We start from the raw sequence: 23,364 nt of genomic DNA on the forward strand, positions 1-23,364 counted from the left end.
GCTAGGCCGCCTTCTTCTGCATCGTCATCGTCTGTACGAGCGCGGTCATGCTGTCCGCGCGCAGCTCGTCGAGCCGGACCGCCGGGGCCTGGAGGAGCCCGGCCAGCTCGCCGGCCAGGCCGAGCCGCACCGGGCCGCTCTCACAGTCCACCACGACGCTCGCGGCGCCGGACGCGGCCAGCAGCCCGGCGGCGCGCCGCGCGTCGTCCAGCGCGGAACGGGCGCCGGTCGCGCGGCCGTCCGTGACCAGGACGACGAGCGGACGCCGCAGCGGGTCGCGCAGCCGCTCGACGCGCAGCGTCTCGTGCGCGCGCAGCAGCCCGGCCGCCAGTGGGGTCTTCCCTCCGGTCGGCAGCAGCTCCAGCCGCGCCGCGCCCGCCTCGACGGACGAGGTGGGCGGCAGCACCAGCTCGGCCGAGGCGCCGCGGAAGGAGATCATCCCGATCTTGTCGCGCCGCTGGTAGGCGTCCATCAGCAGCGACAGCACCGCGCCCTTGACCGCGGACATCCGCTGCCGGGCGGCCATCGAGCCGGAGGCGTCGACGACGAACAGGACGAGGTTGCCCTCACGGCCCTCGCGCACCTGCTGGCGGAAGTCGTCGCGGCGCAGGACCAGCGCCCGCCCGTCGCGCCCGCGCGCCAACTGGTGCGGCGCGGCGGCCTGGAGGGTGGCGGCCAGGTGCAGACGCTGGAGCGCGCCGGACGGGCGCGCGGCGCGGATGGTGTGCCCGCCGTCCGTCTCGGCGCGGGAGCGGCGGCCCTGGACGCCCTGACCGGTGCCCGGGACCTTGAACAGCCGCGTCCTGTACGGCTGGTCGGCCGCGACGGGCGCCGCCTCGCGCGGCGCGGGCGCACCTGCGGCGGCGGACTGTTGCGGCTGGTCCGCCGCGTTGTCGGGCGTGGCCTCGGCCGGGCTCTGCGGGGCGGACGACTCCAGCTCCGGCCCGCTGGGCGCGTCCTGACCGCCGCCTCCACCGCCCCCGCCGTTGTCGGGACCGTCCGGGCCGTCGCCGTCCGGGTCGCCGTCCAGGTCGCCGTCGGGGTCGGCCTCGGGTTCCTGGCCCGCGAACTGCTGGAGCGTCTCGTCCAGCTTCTCCTCGTCCAATCCCGGCGCGTCGAACGGGTTGCGGCGGCGCCGGTGCGGCAGTGCGAGCTGTGCGGCGACGCGCACGTCCTCCGCCAGCACCTGCGTGCGCCCGGACCAGGCGGCCAGTGCCACGGCCGTGCGCGCCATCACGATGTCCGCGCGCAGCCCGTCCACCTCGAACGCCGCGCAGACGGCCGTGATCTGCCGCAGTGCCGCGTCACCGAGTACCACCTGCGGCAGCAGCTCCCGCGCCGCGACGATGCGCTGGGCCAGCGCCCGCTCCTCCTCCAGCCAGCGGGCGGCGAAGCCGTCGGGGTCGGCGTCGTAGCCGAGGCGTCGGCGGACGACCTCGGCCCGCTGCTCGGGCTCGCGCGTCGCGGCGATCTCGACGGTGAGCCCGAAGCGGTCCAGCAGCTGCGGCCGCAGCTCGCCCTCTTCGGGGTTCATCGTCCCGACCAGCAGGAAGCGGGAGGCGTGCCGCACCGACACGCCCTCGCGCTCGACATAGGACCGGCCCATGGCGGCCGCGTCGAGCAGCAGGTCGACGAGGTGGTCGTGGAGCAGGTTGACCTCGTCGATGTAGAGCACGCCCCGGTGGGCCGCCGCGAGCAGGCCGGGCTCGTAGGCCTTGACACCCTCGGCGAGGGCGCGCTCCAGGTCCAGCGAGCCGACGATGCGGTCCTCGCTGACGCCGACGGGCAGCTCGACCAGGGAGGTCGGGCGCTCGCTCACGGAGGAGACGTGGTGCGGCCCGTCCGGGCACTGCGCGTCGGGCGAGGCGGGGTCGCAGGCGAAGCGGCATCCGGCCACGACGCCGATCGAGGGCAGCAGCCCGGCCAGCGCGCGGACCATGGTGGACTTGGCGGTGCCCTTCTCGCCGCGCACCAGAACGCCGCCGACCTGCGGCGAGACGGCGTTCAGCAGCAGCGCGAGCCGCAGGTCGTCCATGCCGACGACAGCGGTGAAGGGGTAACGGGCCTCGGTCACGTCACTCACTCGGAGTCCCCTTCCAGGTCGCCCTCGAGCTCGAGGTAGGTCGCGCGGAGCTGGTCCAGCGTCTCCTGGTCGGGCTCGGCCCACAGCTTGCGCTCCGCCGCCTCCAGCAACCGCTCGGTGATGCCGCGCAGCGCCCAGGGGTTGGACTTGCGCATGAACTCCTGGTTGGTGGGGTCGAAGACGTACTCGGCCGCCAGCTTCTCGTACATCCAGTCGTCGACCACGCCCGCCGTGGCGTCGTAGCCGAAGAGGTAGTCGACGGTCGCGGCCATCTCGAACGCGCCCTTGTAGCCGTGGCGGCGCATGGCCGCCATCCAGCGCGGGTTGACCACGCGGGCGCGGAAGACGCGGTGCGTCTCCTCGCCCAGCGTGCGGGTCTTGACCTGGCTGGGCGTGGCGCTGTCGCCGACGTAGGCGGCGGGGGAGTCGCCGGTCAGGTGGCGGACCATGGCCACCATGCCGCCGTGGTACTGGAAGTAGTCGTCCGCGTCGACGAGGTCGTGCTCGCGGGTGTCGACGTTCTTCGCGGCCACGGAGATGCGGCGGAACGCCTGCTCCATGTCCCCGCGGGCTGCTCGCCCGTCGAGGCCGCGGCCGTAGGCGTAGCCGCCCCAGACGGCGTAGACCTCGGCCAGGTCGGCGTCGGAGCGCCAGTTGCGGGCGTCGATCAGCGGCAGCAGGCCCGCGCCGTAGGCGCCGGGCTTGGAGCCGAAGATGCGGGCGGTCGCGCGGCGGCGGTCGCCGTGCTCGTGCGTGTCCTCGTCGACGTGGGCGCGCACGTAGTTGGCGTCGGCCGGCTCGTCCAGCTCGGCCACGGCCCGCACCGCGTCGTCCAGCAGCGCGACGACGTGCGGGAACGCGTCACGGAAGAAACCGGAGATGCGGACGGTCACGTCGATGCGCGGACGGCCGAGCTCGTCGGGCGGCACGACCTCGAAGCCGGTCACGCGGCGCGAGGCGTCGTCCCAGACCGGGCGGCAGCCGAGCAGCGCCAGGATCTCGGCGATGTCGTCGCCCTGGGTGCGCATGCAGGACGTGCCCCAGACCGTGAGGCCCACCGACTTGGGGTAGGCGCCGGTGTCCTGGAGGTAGCGGGCGACGAGCGAGTCGGCGAGCGCCTGCCCGACCTCCCAGCTCAGGCGGGACGGGATGGCCTTGGGGTCGACCGAGTAGAAGTTCCGGCCGGTCGGCAGCACGTTGACCAGGCCGCGCGTCGGCGAACCGGACGGGCCGGCCGGCACGTAGCCGCCGCGCAGCGCGCGCAGGATGTGGTCCAACTCGTCCGTGGTGCGCGCCAGTCGGGGCACGACCTCCTCGGCCGCGAACTCCAGCGCCGCGACGGCGGTGTCGAGCGGCCCGCCCAGCACCTCCAGCACCAGGGCGGGCGCGGCCTCGACGGCCCACCCGCGCGCCTCCATGCCCTCGGCGAGCCGCCGGCACAGCTGCTCCAGCAGGTCCAGCGCGTCCGCGCCGGTCCGCGCCGGGCCGTCCACGAGCGCGCGGAGCGCGTCCGGCACGGTCACGGCTGCACCCGGCTCGGCCAGCAACTCCTTCTCCACCAGCCCGAAGTGGGCGGCCAGCGCGGCTCGCAGACCGGGCAGCGCGTCGGCGCGCCCGCCCCAGATCTGCGCCGAACGCAGCACCGCCAGCACCAGGTTGACCCGCGCCTCGGCCACCGGGCCGCCGCCCAGGATGTGCAGGCCGTCACGGATCTGCACGTCCTTGATCTCGCACAGGTAGCCGTCGATGTGCATGACGAAGGAGTCGAACTCCTCGTCGTCCGGCTGCTCGTCCACGTGCAGGTCGTGGTGGAGCTCGGCGGCCTTGACGAGGGTCCAGATCTGCGCGCGCACGGCCGGGGCCTTGGCCGGGTCCAGGTCGCTGACGAGTGCGTACTCGTCGAGCAGCTGCTCCAGCTTGGCCAGGTCGCCGTAGGTGTCGGCGCGGGCCATCGGCGGCACCAGGTGGTCGACGATGGTGGCGTGGCCGCGGCGCTTGGCCTGGGTCCCCTCGCCGGGGTCGTTGACGATGAACGGGTAGATCAGCGGCAGCTCGCCCAGCACCGCGTCCGGCGCGCAGCCGCGGGAGAGGCCGAGGCCCTTGCCGGGCAGCCACTCCATGGTGCCGTGCTTGCCCAGGTGGACCACGGCGTCGGCACCGAAGCCACCCGACGATGTCGCAGCCTCCAGCCAGCGGTAGGCGGCCAGGTAGTGGTGCGACGGCGGCAGGTCCGGGTCGTGGTAGATCGCGATCGGGTTCTCGCCGAAGCCGCGCGGCGGCTGGATCATCAGCACGACGTTGCCGAAGGCCAGCGAGGCGAGCACGATCTCGTCCCCGTCGACGTAGAGCTGCCCGGGGGCCTCGCCCCAGTGCTCCAGCACGCCTTCGCGCAGTTCCTCGTCCAGCGCGTCGAACCACTGCTGGTAGTCCTTGAGCGGCACGCGCGCGGGCGCGGCCCGCAGCTGCTCCTCCGTCAGCCACTCGACGTCGTGGCCACCGGCGGCGATGAGCGTGTGGATCAGCTCGTCACCGCCCGCCGGATAGCCGTCGACGGTGTAGCCCGCGCCGCGCAGCGAGTCGAGCAGCCGCACGGCCGAGGCCGGGGTGTCCAGGCCGACGGCGTTGCCGACCCGGGAGTGCTTGGTCGGGTAGGCGGTGAAGACGATCGCCAGCTTCTTCTCGGCGTTCGGCTTGTGGCGCAGCGCGGCGTGCCGCAGCGCGATGCCCGCCACCCGGGCGGCGCGCTCCTCGTCGGCGACGTAGACGGGGATGCCGTCGGCGCCGGTCTCCTTGAACGAGAACGGCACGGAGATCAGGCGTCCGTCGAACTCGGGGATGGCGACCTGCATGGCCGCGTCCATCGGCGACAGCGCCGCGTCGGACTCGTCCCAGACTGCCCGGGAGGAGGTGAGGCAGAGGCCCTGGATGACGGGGATGTCCAGCTCGGCGAGCTGCCCGATGTCCCAGCTCTCCTCGCCGTCGCCGCCCGCCGAGGCGTCGGCGGCCACGGTGCCACCGGCCGCCAGCACCGTCGTGACCAGCGCGTCGCACCGGCCCACCAGCTCGAACAGCCCCGCGTCGGCCCCGCGGAGCGAACCGCAGTAGATCGGCAGGGCGTTGCCGCCCCTGGCCTCGATCGCCGCTGCCAGCGTGTCCACGAACGCGGTGTTCCCGGACAGCTCGTGGGCGCGGTAGAAGAGCACGCCCACGGTGGGTGCTCCAGGCCGCGGTTCGGCGCCCCCCCGGACGCCGAACTGCGGCATGGCCTGCGGCGGGGCGAACCCCTCGCCGGTCAGCAGGACCGTGTCGGACAGGAAGCGGGCCAGCTCGCCGAGGTTGGCGGAGCCACCCTCGACGAGGTAGCGCAGCGCCTCCGCGACGACTCCGGCCGGGGCGGAGGACATGCCCATCAACTCGGCATCCGGGACCGCCTCGCCGCCCAGCAGCACGGTGGGCAGGCCGGAGGCGGCGATCGCCGCGAGCCCGTCCTCCCAGGCTCGGCGGCCGCCGAGCAGGCGGACCACGACCAGGTCCGCGTCCGCGAGCAGGGCCGGGAGTTCGGTGGCGACGTCCGTCCTGGTCGGATTGCCGATCAGGTAGCGGGCACCGGAGGCGCGGGCCGCGAGCAGGTCGGTGTCGGCGGTCGAGAGCAGCAGGACCGTGGTCCCGCTCTCCGGCGCGGCCTGCTGGGTTCCGGCTTCCTGGGTTGGGGTCACCCGGTCAACTCCCTCATTGGTCTTGCTGGTTGCGGAATGCGTCATGACGGCGCCCCTGGCGGGACGAAGGGCAGGCCCTGCGGGGCGCCGCCCTCGATCAGCCGCCACAGCGCGTCGGTGTCGGCGTGCTCGGCGATCAGGTCGCCGAGCCGGTCCAGCCGCTCCTCGCGGGCGGCCTCGAAGCAGGTGTCGGGCGCGGGGACGAAGGCGCGTCCGGCCGCCGCGGCGACGTCGCGCAGGAAGGCGCGGCGGAAGCCGTCGTTCTCCAGCGCGCCGTGCCAGGTGGTGCCCCAGACCGAGCCCGCGCGGCAGCCGTCCAGCCAGCTCTCGCCGCCCTCGACGCTCGCCACGCCGTGGTGGATCTCGTACCCGTGCACGGTCTCGCCGTAGCCGGTGCCGACGGGCCTGGCGAGGGTCTTCTCCCGCGCGAAGGCGATCCGCACGGGCAGCAGCCCGAGGCCGTCGACCTCGCCCTGCTTGGACTCGAAGCGGTCGTCGATCGTCCGCGCGAGCATCTGGTAGCCGCCGCAGACGCCCAGCACCGGCAGTCCGCGCTCGGCCCGCTCGGCCACGGCCCGGTCCAGGCCCTGCTCGCGCAGCCAGGCCAGGTCGGCGACGGTGGCGCGGGTGCCGGGCAGGATCACCAGGTCGGCGTCGGCCAGCTCCTCGGGCCGCGTGGCCCAGCGGACCAGCACACCGGGCTCCTGAGCGAGGGCGTCGATGTCGGTGAAGTTCGACAGCCGGGGCAGCCGCACGACGGAGACCCGCAGCACGTCCGCGCCGACCGGCGGTCCCGAGGTGCCGCGCGCCATCACCCCGGCCAGGTCCAGCGAGTCCTCGGCGTCCAGCCACAGGCCCGACAGCATCGGCAGCACGCCCAGCGCCGGACGGTGCGTCACCTGCCGCAGCATGTCCAGACCAGGTTGGAGCAGCCGCGCGTCGCCGCGGAACTTGTTCACCAGCCAGCCGCCGATGTGCGCCTGGTCCTCGGCCGAGAGCAGCGCCAGCGTGCCGAACATGGCGGCGAACACGCCGCCCCGGTCGATGTCGCCGACCACCACGACCGGCAGGTCGGCGGCGACGGTGAGGCCCATGTTGGCGATGTCGCCGTCCCGCAGGTTGATCTCGGCGGGGGAGCCGGCGCCCTCGCAGATCACCACGTCGTGGCGGTCGCGCAGGTCGGCCAGGCAGTCCAGGGCGATCCGCAGCAGCGCGGGCTTGCGCTCGCGGTAGTCCAGCGCGCCGACCTCGGCGACGGGCTTGCCCAGCACGACGACCTGGCTGCGCCCGTCCCCGCCGGGCTTGAGCAGGACCGGGTTCATCGCCGCCTCCGGCTCGACTCCGGCCGCTGCCGCCTGCATCGCCTGCGCGCGGCCGATCTCGGCGCCGTCGAGGGTGACGAAGGAGTTCAGTGACATGTTCTGCGCCTTGAACGGCGCGACCTTGACGCCCTGACGCCGCAGCCAGCGGCAGATGCCTGCCGTGACCACGCTCTTGCCCGCGTCCGAGGTCGTCCCGGCGACCAGCAGCGCCCCGCTCACTTCACAGCCCCCCTCAGCAGCGCCACCGCGACGGTGGCGGCCAGTGCCAGTGCGCCCACCCGGCGCGAGAGGCGGCAGGCGCGCTCCACGTCCGCCACGGCGACCGGCCGCAGCTCGGCCCCGAGCACCGGACGGTTCTCCGTTCTCTCCCCGTACTGGAGCGTGCCCCCGAGGCGGACGCCCAACGCGCCCGCGAAGGCCGCCTCGGCGTGCCCGGCGTTCGGGCTCGGATGCGCGGCGGCGTCCCGCCGCCAGACCCGCCAGGTGCGGCCCTTGTCGCCGCTCGCCGCGACGGCCAGCAGCGCGGTCAGCCGCGCGCCCGGCCAGCCCGCGACGTCGTCCAACCGCGCCGACGCCCAGCCGAAGCGGATCAGGCGCGGATTGCGGTGCCCGACCATCGCGTCCAGGGTGTTGACGGCACGGAAGGCGAGCAGTCCGGGCGCGCCGGCGAGGGCGCCCCAGGTCAGTGCGTTGACGACGGCGTCGGCGGTGTTCTCGGCGACGGACTCCACCACGGCGCGGGCGAGCTGCTGCGCGTCGAGGGCGCTCGGGTCGCGTCCGCACAGGTGCGGCAGGCGCTCGCGCGCCGCCTCCACGTCCCCGCGCTCCAGCGCCCCCGCGATGACGCGCGCCTCGCGCGTCAGGGACGCGCCGCCGAGCACGGTCCACGTCGCGGCGGCGGCGAGCGCCGCCTGCGCGGCGGCCGACCGGCGGGAGGCGCGCTGCGCGAGCAGCGCGGTGGCGGCGACGGAGCCGACGGCGACGGCGGTGAACGCCGCGCCCGCGCCCCGGTGGTCGCCGTAGAGGCGGCCCTCCAGCGCGCTTGCGAACCGCCCGAAGCCTGCTACGGGATGACCGCGTCGAGGGTCGCCGAACACGGCGTCGGCGGTGTAGCCCACCACGGCCCCGAACGCGAATGCGCTTGCGCGCATGGTGCTGATGCGCACCGGTGCGTGTCCTCACTCAGGGTCCGCGCCCTGGATCGACGATCCGGAGGCGAGAGTCTCCTGGCTTCCGGATCGACGCACCGGCGGGCCTTCCAGCAGCGTCGTGCCGCCGTGGCCGTTGTTCGCAGGTGCTCCCCGGTGACAGTGGCGGGACCGCGCCGGATTCGCACCGGCTTCCTCTCCTTGCCTCCGATTGGCGTAAAGATCCCACCATGTCGCCGGAGGCAGCGTCAACCGGCCCCGCCGGAGAGGGTCAGGAGCGGGGCTTGTTGAGGAGTTCGACGGCCTTCTGCAGGGCCTGGTCGGCGGGGCTCGCCGGCGGACGGAGGACGTGGTCCTCGAACCAGGAGAGACCGAGGATCAGGAAGAGTCCCAGCGGGGCGACAAGCAGGCACAAGATGACAGACATGGGCACCCCAAGGTGTCGAATGCTGCTGCGGCCTGGACGGACCCCGATCCGTCCCTCCAACAGAATCCGACAAAAGGGTCACATCTGCACGTTGGGGGGAAACCCCCAGAGCCTCGCGCCCCTGGACAGTGCCTAGTGCCGACCGGAGATGACGTCCGCCACCTTCGCCACCGGGGAGGTGTGAGCGCGCCCACCGCGCTCCTGGGCGTCGGCGAAGTGGTACGCCGCGTACATCCCGTGGACGCCGATCCAGCGGAACGGCTCCGGCTCCCACTTGCGGACCTTGTGGTCCACCCACGGCAGCGCCGTCAGCTCGGTGTGCTGGCCGAGCACCAGGTCGCGCAGCGTCCGCGCCGCGAGGTTCGTCGTGGTGACGCCGCTGCCGACGTAGCCGCCGGCCCAGCCGAGGCCGGTCGCGGGGTCGACCGCGACCGTGGAGCACCAGTCGCGCGGCACGCCCAGCACGCCCGACCAGGCCTGGTCGATCGCCACGCCCCGCGCCGCCGGGAAGAACGCCGTGAGGATCTCGGTGAGCTGCGCGATCGTCTTCGCCTGGGTCGAGCCGTCGTTGTCCGTGCGCGAGCCGAAGCGGTAGGGGACGCCACGTCCGCCGAGCGCGATCCGGTCGTCGGCCGTGCGCTGCGCGTACATGTACGCGTGCGCGAAGTCGCCGAGGGTCTCGCGGCCGTCCCAGCCCACCGCGTCCCAGAACGACGCGGGCAGCGGCGCGGTGACGATCATCGAGGAGTTCATCGGCAGCCAGGAGCGCTTCTCGCCCTGCAGGTTGGCGGTGAAGCCCTCGGTGCAGCGCAGCACGAACGTGGCCGAGACGGTGCCGTGCGTGGTGACCGCGCGGGCGGGGGCCGCGCCCTGCGCGGGGTGGATCTCGGTGACCGTGGTCTGCTCGTAGATCTTGACGCCCAGTCGCTCCGCCGCTGCCGCGAGGCCCAGCACCAGCTTGGCGGGCTGGATCCGCGCGCCGTGCGGGGTCCAACTCGCGCCCAGCGCGCCGTCGACGCCGATCCGCTCGGCGGCCTCCGCCGCCGTCAGCCGCTGGACGTCCTTCTCGCCGTAGGAGTGCTCGCCGGCGACGAACGCGTCCAGGCGCTCGACCTGCGCGGGCGTGCGGGCGACCTCCAGGACGCCGCCCTTGACCTGGTCGGCCTCGATGTCCTCCGTCGCGCAGACGTGCAGCACCTCGTCCACGGCGCCGTTCATGGCCTGCTGCATCGCGATCGCGCGCGCCTTGCCGTAGCGCTTGGCGAAGACCGAGCGCCCCGCGAAGCCGTTGTACAGCCAGCCGCCGTTGCGCCCGGAGGCGCCGTAGCCGCAGAAGCGCTGCTCCAGCACGGCGACGCGCAGCGAGGGCTCCGCCTGCTTCAGGTAGTAGGCCGTCCACAGGCCGGTGTAGCCGCCGCCCACGACGGCGACGTCGACCTCGACGGACCCCTCCAGCGCGGGACGCGCCTCGGGGAGGCCGATGGCGGAGTACCAGAAGGAGACACCGCCGTTGACGGTCGTGGACGTGGCCACTTCAGACCTGCTTCCGTGCGCATCTTTGGTTCGGTCCGGGCACGTTATCCGGGCCCGCGAGCTGCGGCAATGCACAAGGTGTCAAGGTCGGCGCGGCCTGTTCGGACAAACCGTCGACTGGACGCCTCCGGGGCGGCCACCCCGTCCGGGTGCGCCCCGGTGGCGGACCCTGCCCCGGGGTACTGGGATGGAGAGAACATCCGAGCGAGCGGGCAGCGGGAGAGCGACATGGGTTGGGGCAAGGCAGCCGCTGTGGTGACGGCCTCCGCCGTGGGCGCCGGCGCGGTGGCGCTCGTGGCAGGGCGGGTGGTCTCCGAGATCTCGGTGCGCGCGGGCCGGTCGGCGCCCGCCTCGGTGGGCGGCCTGCGGGTGCACGCGGTGGCCCCCGACCGGGTCGAGCTCACCCGCGCCCCGGAGACCGAGCGCCCCGGCGTCTGGGCGCTGGAGTGGGGCACGGACGGTCACGTCGTCGTCGGCGACGTGCTGTCCACGACGGCGCAGACGGTCGTCCGCGCGGTCCTCTCGACGGGCGCGGGCCTGCCCGGGGTCGGCGAGACGGTGGTGCTGACGCCGTGGGTGTTGCGCGGCGATCCGCGCTCCGCGCTGGGCATGGACTTCTCCGAGACGGCGGTCGCGACGGAGCTCGGCGCGATGCCGGCCTGGTACCTGCCGGGCCTGCGCGACCCGTGGGTGATCGCGGTGCACGGCACCGGCGCGGACCGCGCCCAGGTCCTGCCGCTGCTGCCGCTGTTCGCGCGGTTCAAGCTGCCGGTGCTGAGCGTCAGCTACCGCAACGACCCCGACGCTCCCGCGTCGCCCGACGGGATCGGCCACTTCGGGGAGACGGAGTGGCGGGACGTCGAGGCGGCGATCCGCCTGGCCGTCGACTCCGGCGCGAGCCGGGTCCTGCTGTACGGCTGGGGCGTGGGCGCGACGATGGCCCTGCACGCGGCGGAGCGGTCCGCCTGGCGGGAAGCCGTCCGGGGCCTCGTCCTCGACTCCCCGGTCCTGGACTTCCGCACCTCGGTGCGCCGCCAGGCGCTGCGCCGGGGCGTCCCGCAGCCCCTCGCGGAGCTCGGCATGCTCGCCGCGGAGGGCCGCACCGGTGTCGACACGGCGACCTTCGCCCACCTCGCCTCCGGCGACGGCCTCCACGTCCCGGCCCTGGTCCTGCACAGCCCGGACGACACCATCGCCCCGATCGAACCGGTGCGGCGGCTCGCCGCCCGCCGCGACGACCTGGTCCTCTTCCGCGAGTTCCCGGGCTCCGAGCACGAGGCACTCTGGAACGCCGACCCCCACGGCTACGAGGACCTCCTCAAGCGGTTCGTCACCCCCTTGCTTTAGTCGCACTACCCAGGGGCGCGGGGCCCTGCCGATATGCGGCTCCTCCCCCAGCCTTCGGCCGGGAGGTGCCCCCTGCGTGGGCGCGAGCAACCACCGGCGTGCGGATGGCCCTGCGCGCCCCGGACCATCTGCTCGCCGGTGGCTCGTCGCGCCCACGCGGCGGAGCCGCGATTTGGCGGAGCCCCGCGCCCCGGCGGTAGTGCAACCACAGGCGGGAGCGAAGCCGACCCGGTCGCGCCCACGCGGCGGAGCCGCGATTTGGCGGAGCCCCGCGCCCCGGCGGTAGTGCAACCACAGGCAGGAGCGAAGCCGACCCGGTCGCGCCCACGCGGCGGAGCCGCGATTTGGCGGAGCCCCGCGCCCCGGAGGTAGTGCAACCACAGGCAGGAGCGAAGCCGACCCGGTCGCGCCCACGCGGCGGAGCCGCGATTTGTCGGATCCCCGCGACCCGGCGGTAGTGCAACCACAGGCGGGAGCGAAGCCGACCCGGTCGCGCCCACGCGGCGGAGCCGCGATTTGGCGGAGCCCCGCGACCCGGCGGTAGTGCAACCACAGGCGGGAGCGAAGCCGACCCGGTCGCGCCCACGCGGCGGAGCCGCGAATCGGCGGAGCTCCGCGCTCCTGGGAGGTGCAACTGGCTCCCCGTGCCATCACTTGTGTCCCCTGCGCCGCAGGCGGGAGCCCGCCACGCCTGGGAATGTGACAAGTTGCCGTATGACGGGGAAGACTGCACCGCGTGACGTCCCGGAATCCGCGTGACCGTGATGCCGATATCCCTGCCGCCCGTGTGGCCCGGCTGCCCCGCCCCAAAGGGCAGCACGTGCGCCGGACGCCGCCGGCCGACCTGCCCGGGCCGGGCAGCCTCGCGCCGCCCGCGCGGCGGCTGCTCGCGGACGCGGTGCGGATCGCCCGCTGGGCGGGCGAGCTCGCGGCCGTGGACCGCCGCGGGGATCTGATGCCGACCGACGCCGCGGACGCGGCCACCGCGTTGGGCCTCACCGTCGACCAGGCCCGCGCGGCCTGGGAGCGGGCGCGGCTGACGGGGCTGGTCGAGCTGCGCGGTGCCGGGGCCGGCCCCGGCTGGCGGTTGCATGCCTGGGCCCACGACGACGAGGCCGTGCTCCGCGGCTGGGCCGCGCTGTTCGACGCGTGGACGCTGCTGGTGTCCGTGCCGGACCGCGCGCTGACCCAGCTCGCCGGCCAGGCGGTGGACCACGCGCCGCAACTCCTCTCCTTCCTGCACCTGGTGGACGGGCCGGTCGCCGAGACCGAGCTGCTGGAGCTGCTGCGCCGCGGCATGGAGGAGCAGTGGCACGCCGGCCTGCACCCCACCGCCGTGACGCCGGTCCCGCACGCCGCGCTCGCCGTCTCGGCGGTGCGCGCGGACGCGCGGGACGGGGACGCGGCGCAGCCGCCGACGCAGGGTGAGATCGTCGCGGTGTTGCGCTGGATGCTCGACGGGTTCCGCGCCGTGGGTGCGGTGGTCCACAGACCCCAGCCCGGCGAGGAGGACAGCTTCGAGCTGACGCCGCTCGGGCACTGGGCCGTGCGCGCCAAGCTGGAGGAGATCTGCACGGTCGCGCAGACCGCCGCCGGGCACATCGAGCAGTCCGCGCTGGAGCTGCTGGCCGCCTGCGCCGGCTACTCGCCGGGGCCCGCGCGCGCCGAGTACCGCGCCTGGCTGGCGGCCCGTCAGGTGGACCGCGCCGTCGCGGACCTGCTGGACGTCGCGCGCGGCGAGGACGCGCTGCTGCGCGGCCTGGCCTTCGAGGCGCTGCGGGTCGCCGGGCAGCCCGCCGAGCCGTCCGTGCGGAACGCGCTGGACGAGCCGATGCTGCGCCCCTACGCGCTGCTGTGGCTGGCCGAGCAGAGCGACGAGGGTGTTCTGCCCGCCGACGTGCTGGGCCAGCAGGACGCCGCCTGGCTGTGGGTGGACACCGGCGCGGCGGTGCTGGAGCACGGCGACACCGGCATGCTGGTGCGGCACGTCCAGGGGGCGGCCGACGGAAACCCGGGGCGCCTGTTCGCTCTCGCGCGCCAGGCGGGTCACCCGCGCGCCGGGCATGTCCTGGCGGCCGTGGCGTCCGCGCACCCCGATCCTGGAGTGGCACGGGCCGCCCGGCGCAGCGCTTTCAGCGTGCACGAGGGCGGCGCCTGACCGGTCGGCAGCGAACCCAGGAGGGGCGGGGACGGTGGACCAGCCACGCGAGGACAGTGAGGGCCGCGGGGGCCGTGACGGCCGCGAGGAGGCCCGTGCGGAGGCGCGGCTGACCGCCGCCCGGCTCAGTGGCGAGGGGGTCGTCGCCCTCGCCGTCACCTGGGTGGACAACGCCGGGATCGCCCGCGTCAAGGGTGTCCCGTTGCGGCGCCTGCCCGAGGCCGCGGTCGAGGGCGTCGGCATGTCGCCCGTCTTCGACGTCTTCCTGGTCGACGACGCGACCACCACCAGCCGCTACCTCGGCGGCCCCGACGGCGATCTGCGAGTCTTTCCGGTGCTGGACCGGGCGGTGCCGCTGGCGGCCCAGCCCGGCTGGGCCTTCGCGCCCGGCGAGCGGTTCCGGCAGGACGGGTTGCCGCACCCCGCCTGCCAACGGCGGTTCGCCGCGCGGATGGTGGAGCAGGCGGCGGAGCGGGGCATCAGCTTCCGCGCCGCCTTCGAGACGGAGTGGATCGTCCAGCGGGCGGAGCCGGCGCCCGGCGGCGACCCCTACCCGACGGACGGGCCCGCCTACGGGCTGCACCGGATCACCGACTGCTCCGACTACCTGCGCGACGTGCTGCTGGCCCTGGAGGCGCAGGGGCTGACCGTGCAGCAGATCCACCCCGAGTACTCCCCGGGGCAGTTCGAGGTGTCGGTGGCGGCGAAGGACCCGGTGGGCGCGGCGGACGACGCGGTGCTGGTCCGGGCCACGATCCGGGGGGTGTCGGCCCGGCACGGACTGCGGGCGTCGTTCGCCCCGGCCTTCGAGCCCGACGGTGTGGGCAACGGCGGGCACCTGCACCTGAGCGCCTGGCGTGAGGGCCGCAACCTGCTGGCGGGCGAGGCCCCGGCGGGCGAGGGCGAGGCCTTCCTCGCGGGCGTGCTGCGCGAGCTCCCGGCGCTGCTGGCGCTGGGCGCCCCGAGCCCCGCGAGCTACCTGCGGCTGGTGCCCTCGCGCTGGGCGGGGTGCTTCCACTGCTGGGGCGTGGAGAACCGCGAGGCCGCGCTGCGGCTGATCCAGGGCACGGACGAGCAGGCCAACGCCGAGGTCAAGTGCTTCGACCAGGCCGCCAACCCGTATCTGGCCGTGGGCGGCGTGATCGCGGCGGGGCTGGCCGGGCTGGACGCCAAGTGGGTGCTGCCGGAGCCGGTCCAGGGCGACCCGGTGCTGCTGCCGCCGGAGCGGCGGCCCGCGCGCCTGCCGACGAGTCCGGACCAGACGCTCACCGCCTTCCGCGCCTCCACGATCCTGCGCGACGCCCTCGGCGACGTCCTCTTCGAGGCCGTCGCCGCCGTCCGCGCCGCCGAGAACGCCGCCTACGGCGCGCTGCCGCCTCAGGCCGTCGTCGCCGCGACGCGCTGGCGCTACTGATGCCGTCCGGGCCGGCCGGTCGCCCCGGACTCGTCGACCAGCACTGCCACAGCGTCGTCGGAAGCGAGCTTGGCGCAGCCGCCTTCGCCTCGCTGCTGACCGAGTCCGACCGGCCGCCCGCCGCCGGGGCGTCGCCGTGGGACTCCGCGCTCGGGCTGGCCGTGCGACGGTGGTGCGCGCCGGTGCTGGGCCTGCCGGAGTTCGCGCCCGTCGAGGCGTATCTGGAGCGGCGGCGCGAGCTCGGGGTCGCCGAGGCGACGCGGCGGCTGCTGCGCGCGGCGGGGCTCTCGGCCTGTCTGGTGGACACCGGGCTGACGGAGGCGGCCGGGGTGCCGCTGCTCCCCGTCGAGGAGCTCGGCGGGGTCGCGCACGCCGACGTGCACGAGATCGTCCGGATCGAGTGGATCGCCGAGCGGGCCACGACGCCCGACGTGGCCGCGCACACCTGGGCGGAGACCGTCTGCGCCGCCCTGCGCCGCGCCGCGCGGCACGCGGTCGGGCTCAAGTCGGTGGTGGCGTACCGGTGCGGACTCGACCTCGACCCGGTGCGGCCCTCGCCCGCCGAGGTGGCCAACGCGGCGCTGGAGTACCTGGCGGCGGGCGCCGGTCGGCTGGAGCATCCGGTGCTGCTGCGGCACCTGCTCTGGGAGGCGGTGGACCTCGGCCTGCCGCTCCAGCTGCACACCGGATTCGGCGATCCGGATCTGACCCTGCACCGTACCGACCCCTCCCTGCTCACGGAGTTCGTCCGGGCCGTGGAGCCGTTCGGGACGCCGCTGGTGCTGCTGCACGGCTGGCCCTACCACCGGCAGGCGGCCTGGCTCGCGCAGGCCTTCCCGCACGTGTACTGCGATCTCGGTCTGACGCTCACTCATGTCGGCACCGGAGCACGCCGGGTGCTGGCCGAGACGCTCGAACTCGTCCCCTTCCACAAGCTGTTGTTCTCCACCGATGCCTACGGTCTGCCCGAGCTCTACCTCGTGGGCGCGGCGGCGTTCGCGGACGCCCTGGACGCCTGGTTGGCCGAGGCCCTGCCGGTACCGGACGAGGCCGCGCGGGTGGCCGCGCTCATCGGTGGAGGAAACGCCCGCAGGCTGTACAAACTGGCATGAGACGAGACGAGTTGACTTCGTGACTCATCAGTACCAGTAACGGTTGCGTAAACCGTCCGTCCTTTCCGTAGCTGTCACCCTCTCCAGTGTGGTCAAGTCGCTCGCGGCCTGTACGTGCCAGGCCGTGCACAGCGAGCAACGAACCGGTGGATCACCCACACACCCGGGGAGGACCCGTTGACCACACCGCACCGCGGCAGAAGGCGCATCATCCTGCTGTCCACCGCCATCGCCGCCGCAGGCGGGCTCGTGGCCACCACGCCCGCGATCGGTATGCCGATCCACCACCGCCACATGACCAGCGGCGGCATCCACGCCCAGGTCAACGGGGGCGGTGACGACGGCAGCGGCGAGGAGTCGGACGAGATAGCCGAGGGCGCCGACCAGCGCAACGAGGAGCGCCAGTCCCCAGGCGTCGTGAACCCGGGCGCGTACGGCGCGGCCTGGGCTTCGATGCAGAACCTGCCGCGCACCGGCGGGGACTGGCGTCAGGTGACCAAGCTGCCCTACAACTCGGACGACCCGCGCTACCGCGACTACAACTCCAACTCCACCGCCGGTATGGGTAACGTGACCGGCCGCGCGTCAGCCGTCGTCGCGGACAACCACGGCAACGTCTACGCGGGCGCGGCCGGCGGCGGCGTGTGGCGTTCCACCAGCGGTGGCGGCAACTGGACGTCCATCAGCGACCAGCTGCCCGCGCAGGCGACCGGCGCGCTCGCCCTGGACGGCAGGGGCCGCCTCTGGCTCGGCACCGGCGAGGCGACCACCAACGCCGACGCCTACCTGGGCAGTGGTGTCTACCTGCTGGACGACCCGGCCCACAGCCGCTTCTCCCCGCACGACCGCGTCGGCGGCGATGAGCTGCAGAGCACCAGCATCCACGAGCTGCGGATATCCGGCGACAAGATCTGGGCCGCCACCACCGAGGGCCTGTGGTCGCACTCGACCACCAACCTGCGCGGCCCCTGGAAACTGGAGTTCGCGCCGAACCCCGACTACCTGCCCGGCCACTCGCTCGCGAGCGACCCCAACGCCGCCTACGAGAACATCGTCAGCGACGTCGCGTTCGACCCGGCCGACCCGAACCACGTGATCGCGGCGGTGGGCTGGCGCTCCGGCGCGCTGCCCAACGGCTCGAACTACAACGGCTACTACGCCAACACCGGCGGCACCTGGCAGCTGGTCACCTCCGGCCTCGGCGACCTGCCGACGGACGCGGGCGACGTCGGCGCGGTGACCTTCGCGGCCTCCGCGGACCACCAGCGCTACTACGCGATCACCGAGTCCCCGAACTCGCTGAACGCGGGCGGCGGCTTCGGCGGCGTCTACGTCTCCAAGTCCGGCTCCCCGTTCGGCCCGTGGACGCAGATCGCGGACGCCGCGAAGCTCGCCGCGTCCGGCTCGGCCCTGGACAACGTCGGCGGCCAGTCCTGGTACGACGAGTCGCTGATCGTGGACCCGAACAACCACGACCACGTCTACGCGGGCCTGGAGGAGGTCTTCCAGACCACCGACGGCGGCGCCACCTGGACCACCCCCGGCATCTACTGGAACTTCCCGCTCGCCTGCTGGAGCCTGGACCCGAACGCGCAGTCCGGCACCTGCTCGCAGACCACCCACCCGGACCAGCACGGCCTCGCCATCGGCTCTCTGAACGGCCAGAGCTACGTGGTCGCGGCCAACGACGGCGGCCTGTACAAGCGCCCGGTCGACGGACAGGCCGACTCCCTCGGTCACGCCACCGACTGGGTCTCGCTCAACGACGGCACGATCGACACCCTCCAGTACTACTCGGTCGGCGTCGGCAGCGACCCGGCCGGCAAGGGCGTCGTCGTCACCGGCGGCCTCCAGGACAACGGCCAGTCGGTGCTGCGGGGCTACGGCTCCAGGGCCGTCGACACGGTGATGGGCTCCAACTTCGGCGGCGACGGCGGCATGACGCTGGTCGACCCGAAGAACGGCTGCAACGAGGCCCAGGAGTACGTCTACCTGGAGATCAACGTCACCCAGAACTGTGCCGCCAACAACGGCCTTGGCGCGCCGACCACCTACGACGTGCCGCCCCCGGACAACGCCTCCTCCGCGGCGCGGTTCATCGCGCCGTTCTCGGCCGACCAGCTGAACCCGAGCACCTGGGTCGCGGGCGGCCAGCACGTCTGGGTCGAGAACCAGGGCTTCGGCATCCGCTCGTCCTCGCAGTGGACCAGCGCGTTCGACCTCGGCGCGGGCCACGTCGCGACGGCCGTCGCGGCCTCCGGCGGCAAGGTCTACGCGGCCTGGTGCGGTCCGTGCAACTCGCAGGGCTTCACCCACGGCGTGGCGGTCGGCAACGCGGACGGCACCGGCTGGTCGCAGCTGACGCTGCCCGCCGACCTGCCCAACCGCTACATCAGCGACCTCACCGTCGACCCGTCGGACAGCTCGCACGTCTACATGACGTTCAGCGGCTTCTCCCGGGACTGGAACGAGGGTCCGGGCGCGGGCATCGGCCACGTCTTCGAGTCCCACGACTCGGGCGCGACCTGGACGGACATCTCCGCGAACCTGCCGGACGTCCCGGTCGACTCGCTGGCGCTGACCCCGCAGGGCGGCCTCCTGGTCGGTACGGACCTCGGTGCGGTCTACCGCGCCCCGGGCCGCACCAAGTGGCGCGCGATCGGCGAGCTGCCGGCGGTCTCGGTCGACCAGATCGTGCTCGGCCCGGACGGACGCGTCTACGCGGCCACCCACGGCCGCGGCATCTACGCGATCGAACTGCGCGACCTCGGCCGCGACTGATCGCACCCCGCACCCCACCGCACGGCCCGGGCCCCCGCCGCGAACAGCGGCGGGGGCCCCCGCCTTCCGCTAGCGTCGAGGGGTCGCGTCCACACGCCTGGAGGTCCTGGTGCCGCAGATCCTCGTCGACCACTCCGCCGATCTCGCCTTCGACCGCCCGGCCTTCGCCAGGGAGTTGCACCCGCTCGTCTCCAAGGTGATCGACTCCGAGATCTCCGACTGCAAGACCGTCTTCCGCTCCGCCACGCACTACCTGGTCGGCGACGGATCGCCCGAACGCCCGGTCGTCCTGGTCGAGATCAAGATTCTCTCCGGCCGCAGCGCCGAACTGCGGGCCGAGCTCTCCGCCCGCGTCCTCGGGCTGCTGGAGGCGCACGTGACCGCCCCGGTCTCGCTCGCCGTCGAGGTCACCGAGCTGGACCGGGCCACCTACCGGTCGGTCCACGCGTCCGCCTGAAGCGCGACCGCCTGACGGTAGAACCCCGACGGAACACCCCTGATCGAAAGGAGCCCGAAGACCCGTGAGTGCCTACACCCTGCGACCGATCGGCCGGGTCGAGTCGGTGCTGACCGACCGGTCCGGGGCGCCCCGGCAGCCCGACGAGGGCGCGCCGGACGCCTGGCTGGTGTTCGACGACGTCTACGCCCCGGCCCTGGACGGCCTCGCGCCCGGCCTGGACGTGCTGCTGCTCACCTGGCTCGACCGCGCCGACCGCGACACGCTCGCCGTGCACCCGCGCGGCGACGCGGCCCGCCCGCTCACCGGCGTCTTCGCCACCCGTGCGCCCGACCGGCCGAACCCGATCGGCCTGCACGACGTCCACATCCTCGCCGTGGACGGCCCGCGGGTCCACGTGCGTCACCTGGAGGCGATCGACGGGACGCCGATCCTGGACGTCAAGCCCCACCTCGCCCCCGGAGGGTAGCCGTCGGCCCACGGGCGGTAACGTGAGGGCCCGATCCCCTGGGGAAGGAGCGCACGATGACCGCTGCCGGCATCAGCATCGAGTCCGCCGCCGAGGCGGTGGCCGACGAACGCGTGCAGGCGTTCGGCGTGCTGCTGACCGCGGCCGCGCGGCTGGAGCGGCTGCTCGGGGCGGCGATGGAGCGCGAGAGCGGGATCTCCCACGCGATGTTCGAGGTCCTGCTCCGGCTCGCGGCCGCGCCGGAGGGCGCGACCATGGGGGATCTCTCCCGCGACGCGGTGCTGACCAGCGGCGGCGCCACCCGGCTCGTGGACCGGATGGTCGACGCGGGCCTGGTGTTGCGCGAGCGCTCCCGAACCGACCGCCGGATTCAGGTGGTCACCATCACCGCGCTCGGCGAGGAGAAGCTTGCCGAGGCGGCGCAGCGCCATGCCCGCGGCATCGACGAGCACGTCTTCCGCGTGCTCAGCCCCGAGCAGCTCACCGCCACGATCGAGGGTTTGGACCGGCTCGGGCACCACGCCCAGGAGGCGCTCCCGCCGTTGGGGTAGCGGCCGGGTAGGACGGGCGTGAGTGCGGAAGGGGCCGTTGGTCCCGAGCGAGACGCGGCCAAGGCCCGTACTGCCGCGCCGCGCGGCGGAGCACCGTGGAAGTAACGAACCGAACGGCTCCCTTCCACTGCCGAGGTGACGAGCACCATGCCGCAGACCACGCCGCCCACCCAGACCTCCGAGGCCGTCGACGCCCTCGTCTCCCTGGCCCAGAGCGCCCTGCGCGCCTACGAGGGCTTCACCCAGGAGCAGGTCGACCACATCGTCAAGAAGGCCTCGCTGGCCGCCCTCGCCGAGCACGGCCGCCTCGCCGAGCTGGCCGTCGAGGAGACCGGCCGCGGACTGTTCGAGGACAAGGCGGTCAAGAACCTCTTCGCCTGCGAGCACGTCACGAACTCCATGCGCGACCTGCCGACCGTCGGCGTGATCAGCCGTGACGAGCTGAACGGCGTCACCGAGATCGCCGAGCCCGTCGGCGTGGTCTGCGCGATGACCCCGGTCACCAACCCCACCTCGACCACCGTCTTCAAGGCGCTGATCGCGCTGAAGACCCGCAACCCGATCGTCTTCGCCTTCCACCCCTCCGCGCAGCGCTGCTCCGCCGAGGCGGCCCGGATCGTGCGCGACGCCGCGATCGAGGCCGGGGCCCCGGCCGGGTGCGTGCAGTGGATCGAGCAGCCCTCGATGGAGGCCACCGGCCTGCTGATGAACCACGAGGGCGTCTCCACCATCCTCGCCACCGGCGGCAACGCGATGGTCCGCGCCGCCTACTCCTGCGGCAAGCCCGCCCTCGGCGTCGGCGCCGGCAACGTCCCCGCCTACGTCGCCAGGGACGCCAAGCTGGCTCGCGCGATCCACGACATCACGCTGTCCAAGGCCTTCGACAACGGCATGATCTGCGCCTCCGAGCAGGCCGTCATCCTGGACGCCGAGATCTACGAGGCCGGCATCGCCGAGTTCCGCCGTCTGGGCGCCCACGTGCTGAACACCGCCGAGAAGACCAAGCTGGAGGAGTTCGTCTTCGGTGTCACCGCGGGTGGCGCCAACTGCGGTGGCGCGAAGCTGAACGCCGCCGTGGTCGGCAAGTCCCCGCAGTGGATCGCGGAACAGGCCGGCTTCGAGGTCCCCGAGGACACCGCGATCCTGCTGGCGGAGTGCGCGGAGGTCGGTCCGGCCGAGCCGCTGACCCGTGAGAAGCTCTCGCCGATCCTGGCCGCGCTGCACGCCGACGACACCGCGCACGGCATCGAACTGGCCGCGCAGATGGTCGAGTTCGACGGTCTGGGCCACTCCGCCGCGATCCACACCGAGGACGAGGAGCTGGCCGAGCGGTTCGGCAGGGCGGTCAAGGCGGTCCGCGTCATCGTCAACGCGCCCTCCACCTTCGGCGGCATCGGTGACGTCTACAACGCGTTCCTGCCCTCGCTGACCCTGGGCTGCGGTTCCTACGGCCACAACTCGGTGTCCAACAACGTCACCGCGGTCAACCTGCTCAACATCAAGCGGATCGGGCGGCGCAACACCAACATGCAGTGGTACAAGGTCCCGCCGAAGATCTACTTCGAGCGCAACTCGCTGCGCTACCTGGGCGAGATGGCGGGCATCCACCGCGTCTCGCTGGTCACCGACAAGACCATGGGTGCGATCGGCTTCGTGCAGAAGGTGACGGACATCCTGAACGCCCGCAAGGAGCCGGTCGCCATCCAGGTCATCGACAACGTCGAGCCCAACCCCGAGCTGGAGACGGTCGTCCAGGGCGCCGCGATGATGCGTGACTTCCGGCCGGACACCATCATCGCGCTGGGCGGCGGCTCGCCGATGGACGCCGCGAAGATCATGTGGCTGATGTACGAGCACCCCGAGGTGGCCTTCGCGGACACCAAGGAGAAGTTCTTCGACATCCGCAAGCGCGCCTACACCTTCCCGCAGTTGGGCGAGAAGGCGCAGCTGGTCGCGATCCCGACCACCTCCGGCACCGGCTCCGAGGTCACCCCGTTCGCGGTCATCTCCGACCCGGCCGCGGCCCAGAAGTACCCGCTGGCCGACTACGCGCTGACCCCGTCCGTCGCCATCGTCGACCCGACGCTGCCGATGAACCTGCCGCCGACCGTCACCGCCGACTCCGGCTTCGACGCGCTGACCCACGCGACGGAGGCCTACGTCTCCGCCTACGCCAGCGACTTCACCGACGGCCAGTGCCTCCAGGCGATCCGGCTGATCTTCGAAAACCTGGAGCGCTGCGTCACCGACGGCGCCAAGGACCCCGAGGCGCGGGAGAAGATGCACAACGCGTCGACGATCGCGGGCATGGCCTTCGCCAACTCCTTCCTGGGCCTGGTCCACGCGATGGCGCACACCCTGGGCAACACCTTCCACGTCGCCCACGGCCGCACCAACGCGCTGCTGCTGCCGCACGTGATCCGCCACAACGGCACGGTCACCCACAAGGCCACCCCGTGGCCCAAGGCGGAGACCTACCGCGCCCCCGAGCGCCTGGCCGAGATCGCCCGGATGCTGGGCCTGCCGGCCGCGACCACCGCGGAGGGCGTCGAGTCCTACGCGAAGGCGGTGGAGGACCTGCGCGACCGCTGCGGCATCCCGCGCTCCTTCCAGGCCGAGGGCGTCGACGAGCAGGCCTTCCTGGCCGCGCTCCCGCAGCAGGCCCTCAACGCCTACGCCGACCAGTGCGCCCCCGCGAACCCGCGGATGCCGATGATCGACGACATGAAGCGCCTGATGACCCGGGCCTACTACGGCAGCTGAGCGCCGCCCGCCCACCGGACCCCGAGTGCCCCGCCGCGAACCCGACCGCGCGACGGGGCACTTCGGCGTCCGCGACCGGGCGA

General features: G+C 73.7%; 15 protein-coding genes and 1 riboswitch. Of the genes, 9 read left to right on the forward strand and 6 right to left on the reverse strand.

Annotation, left to right across the window (positions count from 1 at the left end):
- Position 1 precedes the first annotated feature (1 nt).
- From ABH931_RS15305 to ABH931_RS15330, 6 genes are all read right to left on the reverse strand, one after another.
- Positions 2 to 2,035 carry a putative cobaltochelatase gene (locus tag ABH931_RS15305; protein WP_370113540.1) on the reverse strand — a complete coding sequence of 678 codons (2,034 nt, stop codon included), beginning with the start codon at positions 2,033 to 2,035 and terminating at the stop codon, positions 2 to 4.
- A 44-nt stretch (positions 2,036 to 2,079) separates the two neighbouring features.
- The gene (gene cobN, locus ABH931_RS15310) at positions 2,080 to 5,736 is read right to left on the reverse strand and encodes a cobaltochelatase subunit CobN (protein WP_370113542.1); all 3,657 of its coding nucleotides are present in this window, start codon (positions 5,734 to 5,736) and stop codon (positions 2,080 to 2,082) included.
- Between the two features lie 104 nt (positions 5,737 to 5,840).
- Positions 5,841 to 7,340, reverse strand: a complete 1,500-nt coding sequence (locus ABH931_RS15315; protein WP_370113392.1) for a cobyric acid synthase — start codon at positions 7,338 to 7,340, stop codon at positions 5,841 to 5,843.
- Positions 7,337 to 8,272: a cobalamin biosynthesis protein gene (locus ABH931_RS15320; protein WP_370113394.1), complete on the reverse strand. Its 936-nt coding sequence runs from the start codon at positions 8,270 to 8,272 to the stop codon at positions 7,337 to 7,339. Before ABH931_RS15320 ends, ABH931_RS15315 begins: the two co-directional genes overlap by 4 nt.
- Before the next feature lie 48 nt (positions 8,273 to 8,320).
- Positions 8,321 to 8,514, reverse strand: a riboswitch (cobalamin riboswitch).
- A 26-nt stretch (positions 8,515 to 8,540) separates the two neighbouring features.
- Positions 8,541 to 8,696: a hypothetical protein gene (locus ABH931_RS15325; RefSeq protein WP_160311070.1), complete on the reverse strand. Its 156-nt coding sequence runs from the start codon at positions 8,694 to 8,696 to the stop codon at positions 8,541 to 8,543.
- Between the two features lie 132 nt (positions 8,697 to 8,828).
- Positions 8,829 to 10,229 (reverse strand): NAD(P)/FAD-dependent oxidoreductase, encoded by a 1,401-nt coding sequence (locus ABH931_RS15330; RefSeq protein ID WP_370113397.1) that lies wholly within the window; start codon positions 10,227 to 10,229, stop codon positions 8,829 to 8,831.
- Positions 10,230 to 10,457: 228 nt separating this feature from the next.
- On the opposite strand from ABH931_RS15330, the gene ABH931_RS15335 reads away from it, so the two are divergent.
- The 9 genes from ABH931_RS15335 (at position 10,458) to adhE (ending at position 23,281) form a co-directional block, all read left to right on the forward strand.
- Positions 10,458 to 11,576 (forward strand): alpha/beta hydrolase family protein, encoded by a 1,119-nt coding sequence (locus ABH931_RS15335; RefSeq protein WP_370113399.1) that lies wholly within the window; start codon positions 10,458 to 10,460, stop codon positions 11,574 to 11,576.
- An 820-nt stretch (positions 11,577 to 12,396) separates the two neighbouring features.
- A complete protein-coding gene (locus tag ABH931_RS15340; protein ID WP_370113401.1) occupies positions 12,397 to 13,734 on the forward strand; it encodes a hypothetical protein in 1,338 nt (445 codons plus the stop codon).
- A gap of 34 nt (positions 13,735 to 13,768) precedes the next feature.
- Entirely contained in the window at positions 13,769 to 15,148 is a 1,380-nt protein-coding gene (locus ABH931_RS15345) for a glutamine synthetase (RefSeq protein ID WP_370113403.1), read from the forward strand.
- The gene (locus ABH931_RS15350) at positions 15,148 to 16,260 is read left to right on the forward strand and encodes an amidohydrolase family protein (protein ID WP_370113405.1); all 1,113 of its coding nucleotides are present in this window, start codon (positions 15,148 to 15,150) and stop codon (positions 16,258 to 16,260) included. The genes ABH931_RS15345 and ABH931_RS15350 overlap by 1 nt, the downstream gene beginning before the upstream one ends.
- A 177-nt stretch (positions 16,261 to 16,437) precedes the next feature.
- Entirely contained in the window at positions 16,438 to 19,041 is a 2,604-nt protein-coding gene (locus tag ABH931_RS15355) for a glycosyl hydrolase (RefSeq protein WP_370113407.1), read from the forward strand.
- A gap of 109 nt (positions 19,042 to 19,150) precedes the next feature.
- Entirely contained in the window at positions 19,151 to 19,498 is a 348-nt protein-coding gene (locus ABH931_RS15360; RefSeq protein ID WP_370113409.1) for a 5-carboxymethyl-2-hydroxymuconate Delta-isomerase, read from the forward strand.
- 64 nt (positions 19,499 to 19,562) lie between these two features.
- Entirely contained in the window at positions 19,563 to 19,967 is a 405-nt protein-coding gene (tsaA, locus tag ABH931_RS15365; RefSeq protein ID WP_370113411.1) for a tRNA (N6-threonylcarbamoyladenosine(37)-N6)-methyltransferase TrmO, read from the forward strand.
- Between the two features lie 56 nt (positions 19,968 to 20,023).
- Positions 20,024 to 20,518, forward strand: coding sequence for a MarR family winged helix-turn-helix transcriptional regulator (locus ABH931_RS15370; protein WP_370113413.1), 495 nt, complete (start codon positions 20,024 to 20,026; stop codon positions 20,516 to 20,518).
- Between the two features lie 147 nt (positions 20,519 to 20,665).
- Positions 20,666 to 23,281: a bifunctional acetaldehyde-CoA/alcohol dehydrogenase gene (gene adhE / locus ABH931_RS15375; RefSeq protein ID WP_370113544.1), complete on the forward strand. Its 2,616-nt coding sequence runs from the start codon at positions 20,666 to 20,668 to the stop codon at positions 23,279 to 23,281.
- Positions 23,282 to 23,364: the final 83 nt, after the last annotated feature.

Origin of the sequence: Streptacidiphilus sp. MAP12-33 (genome assembly GCF_041261265.1) — a bacterium.
Classification (GTDB): Bacteria; Actinomycetota; Actinomycetes; order Streptomycetales; family Streptomycetaceae; genus Streptacidiphilus.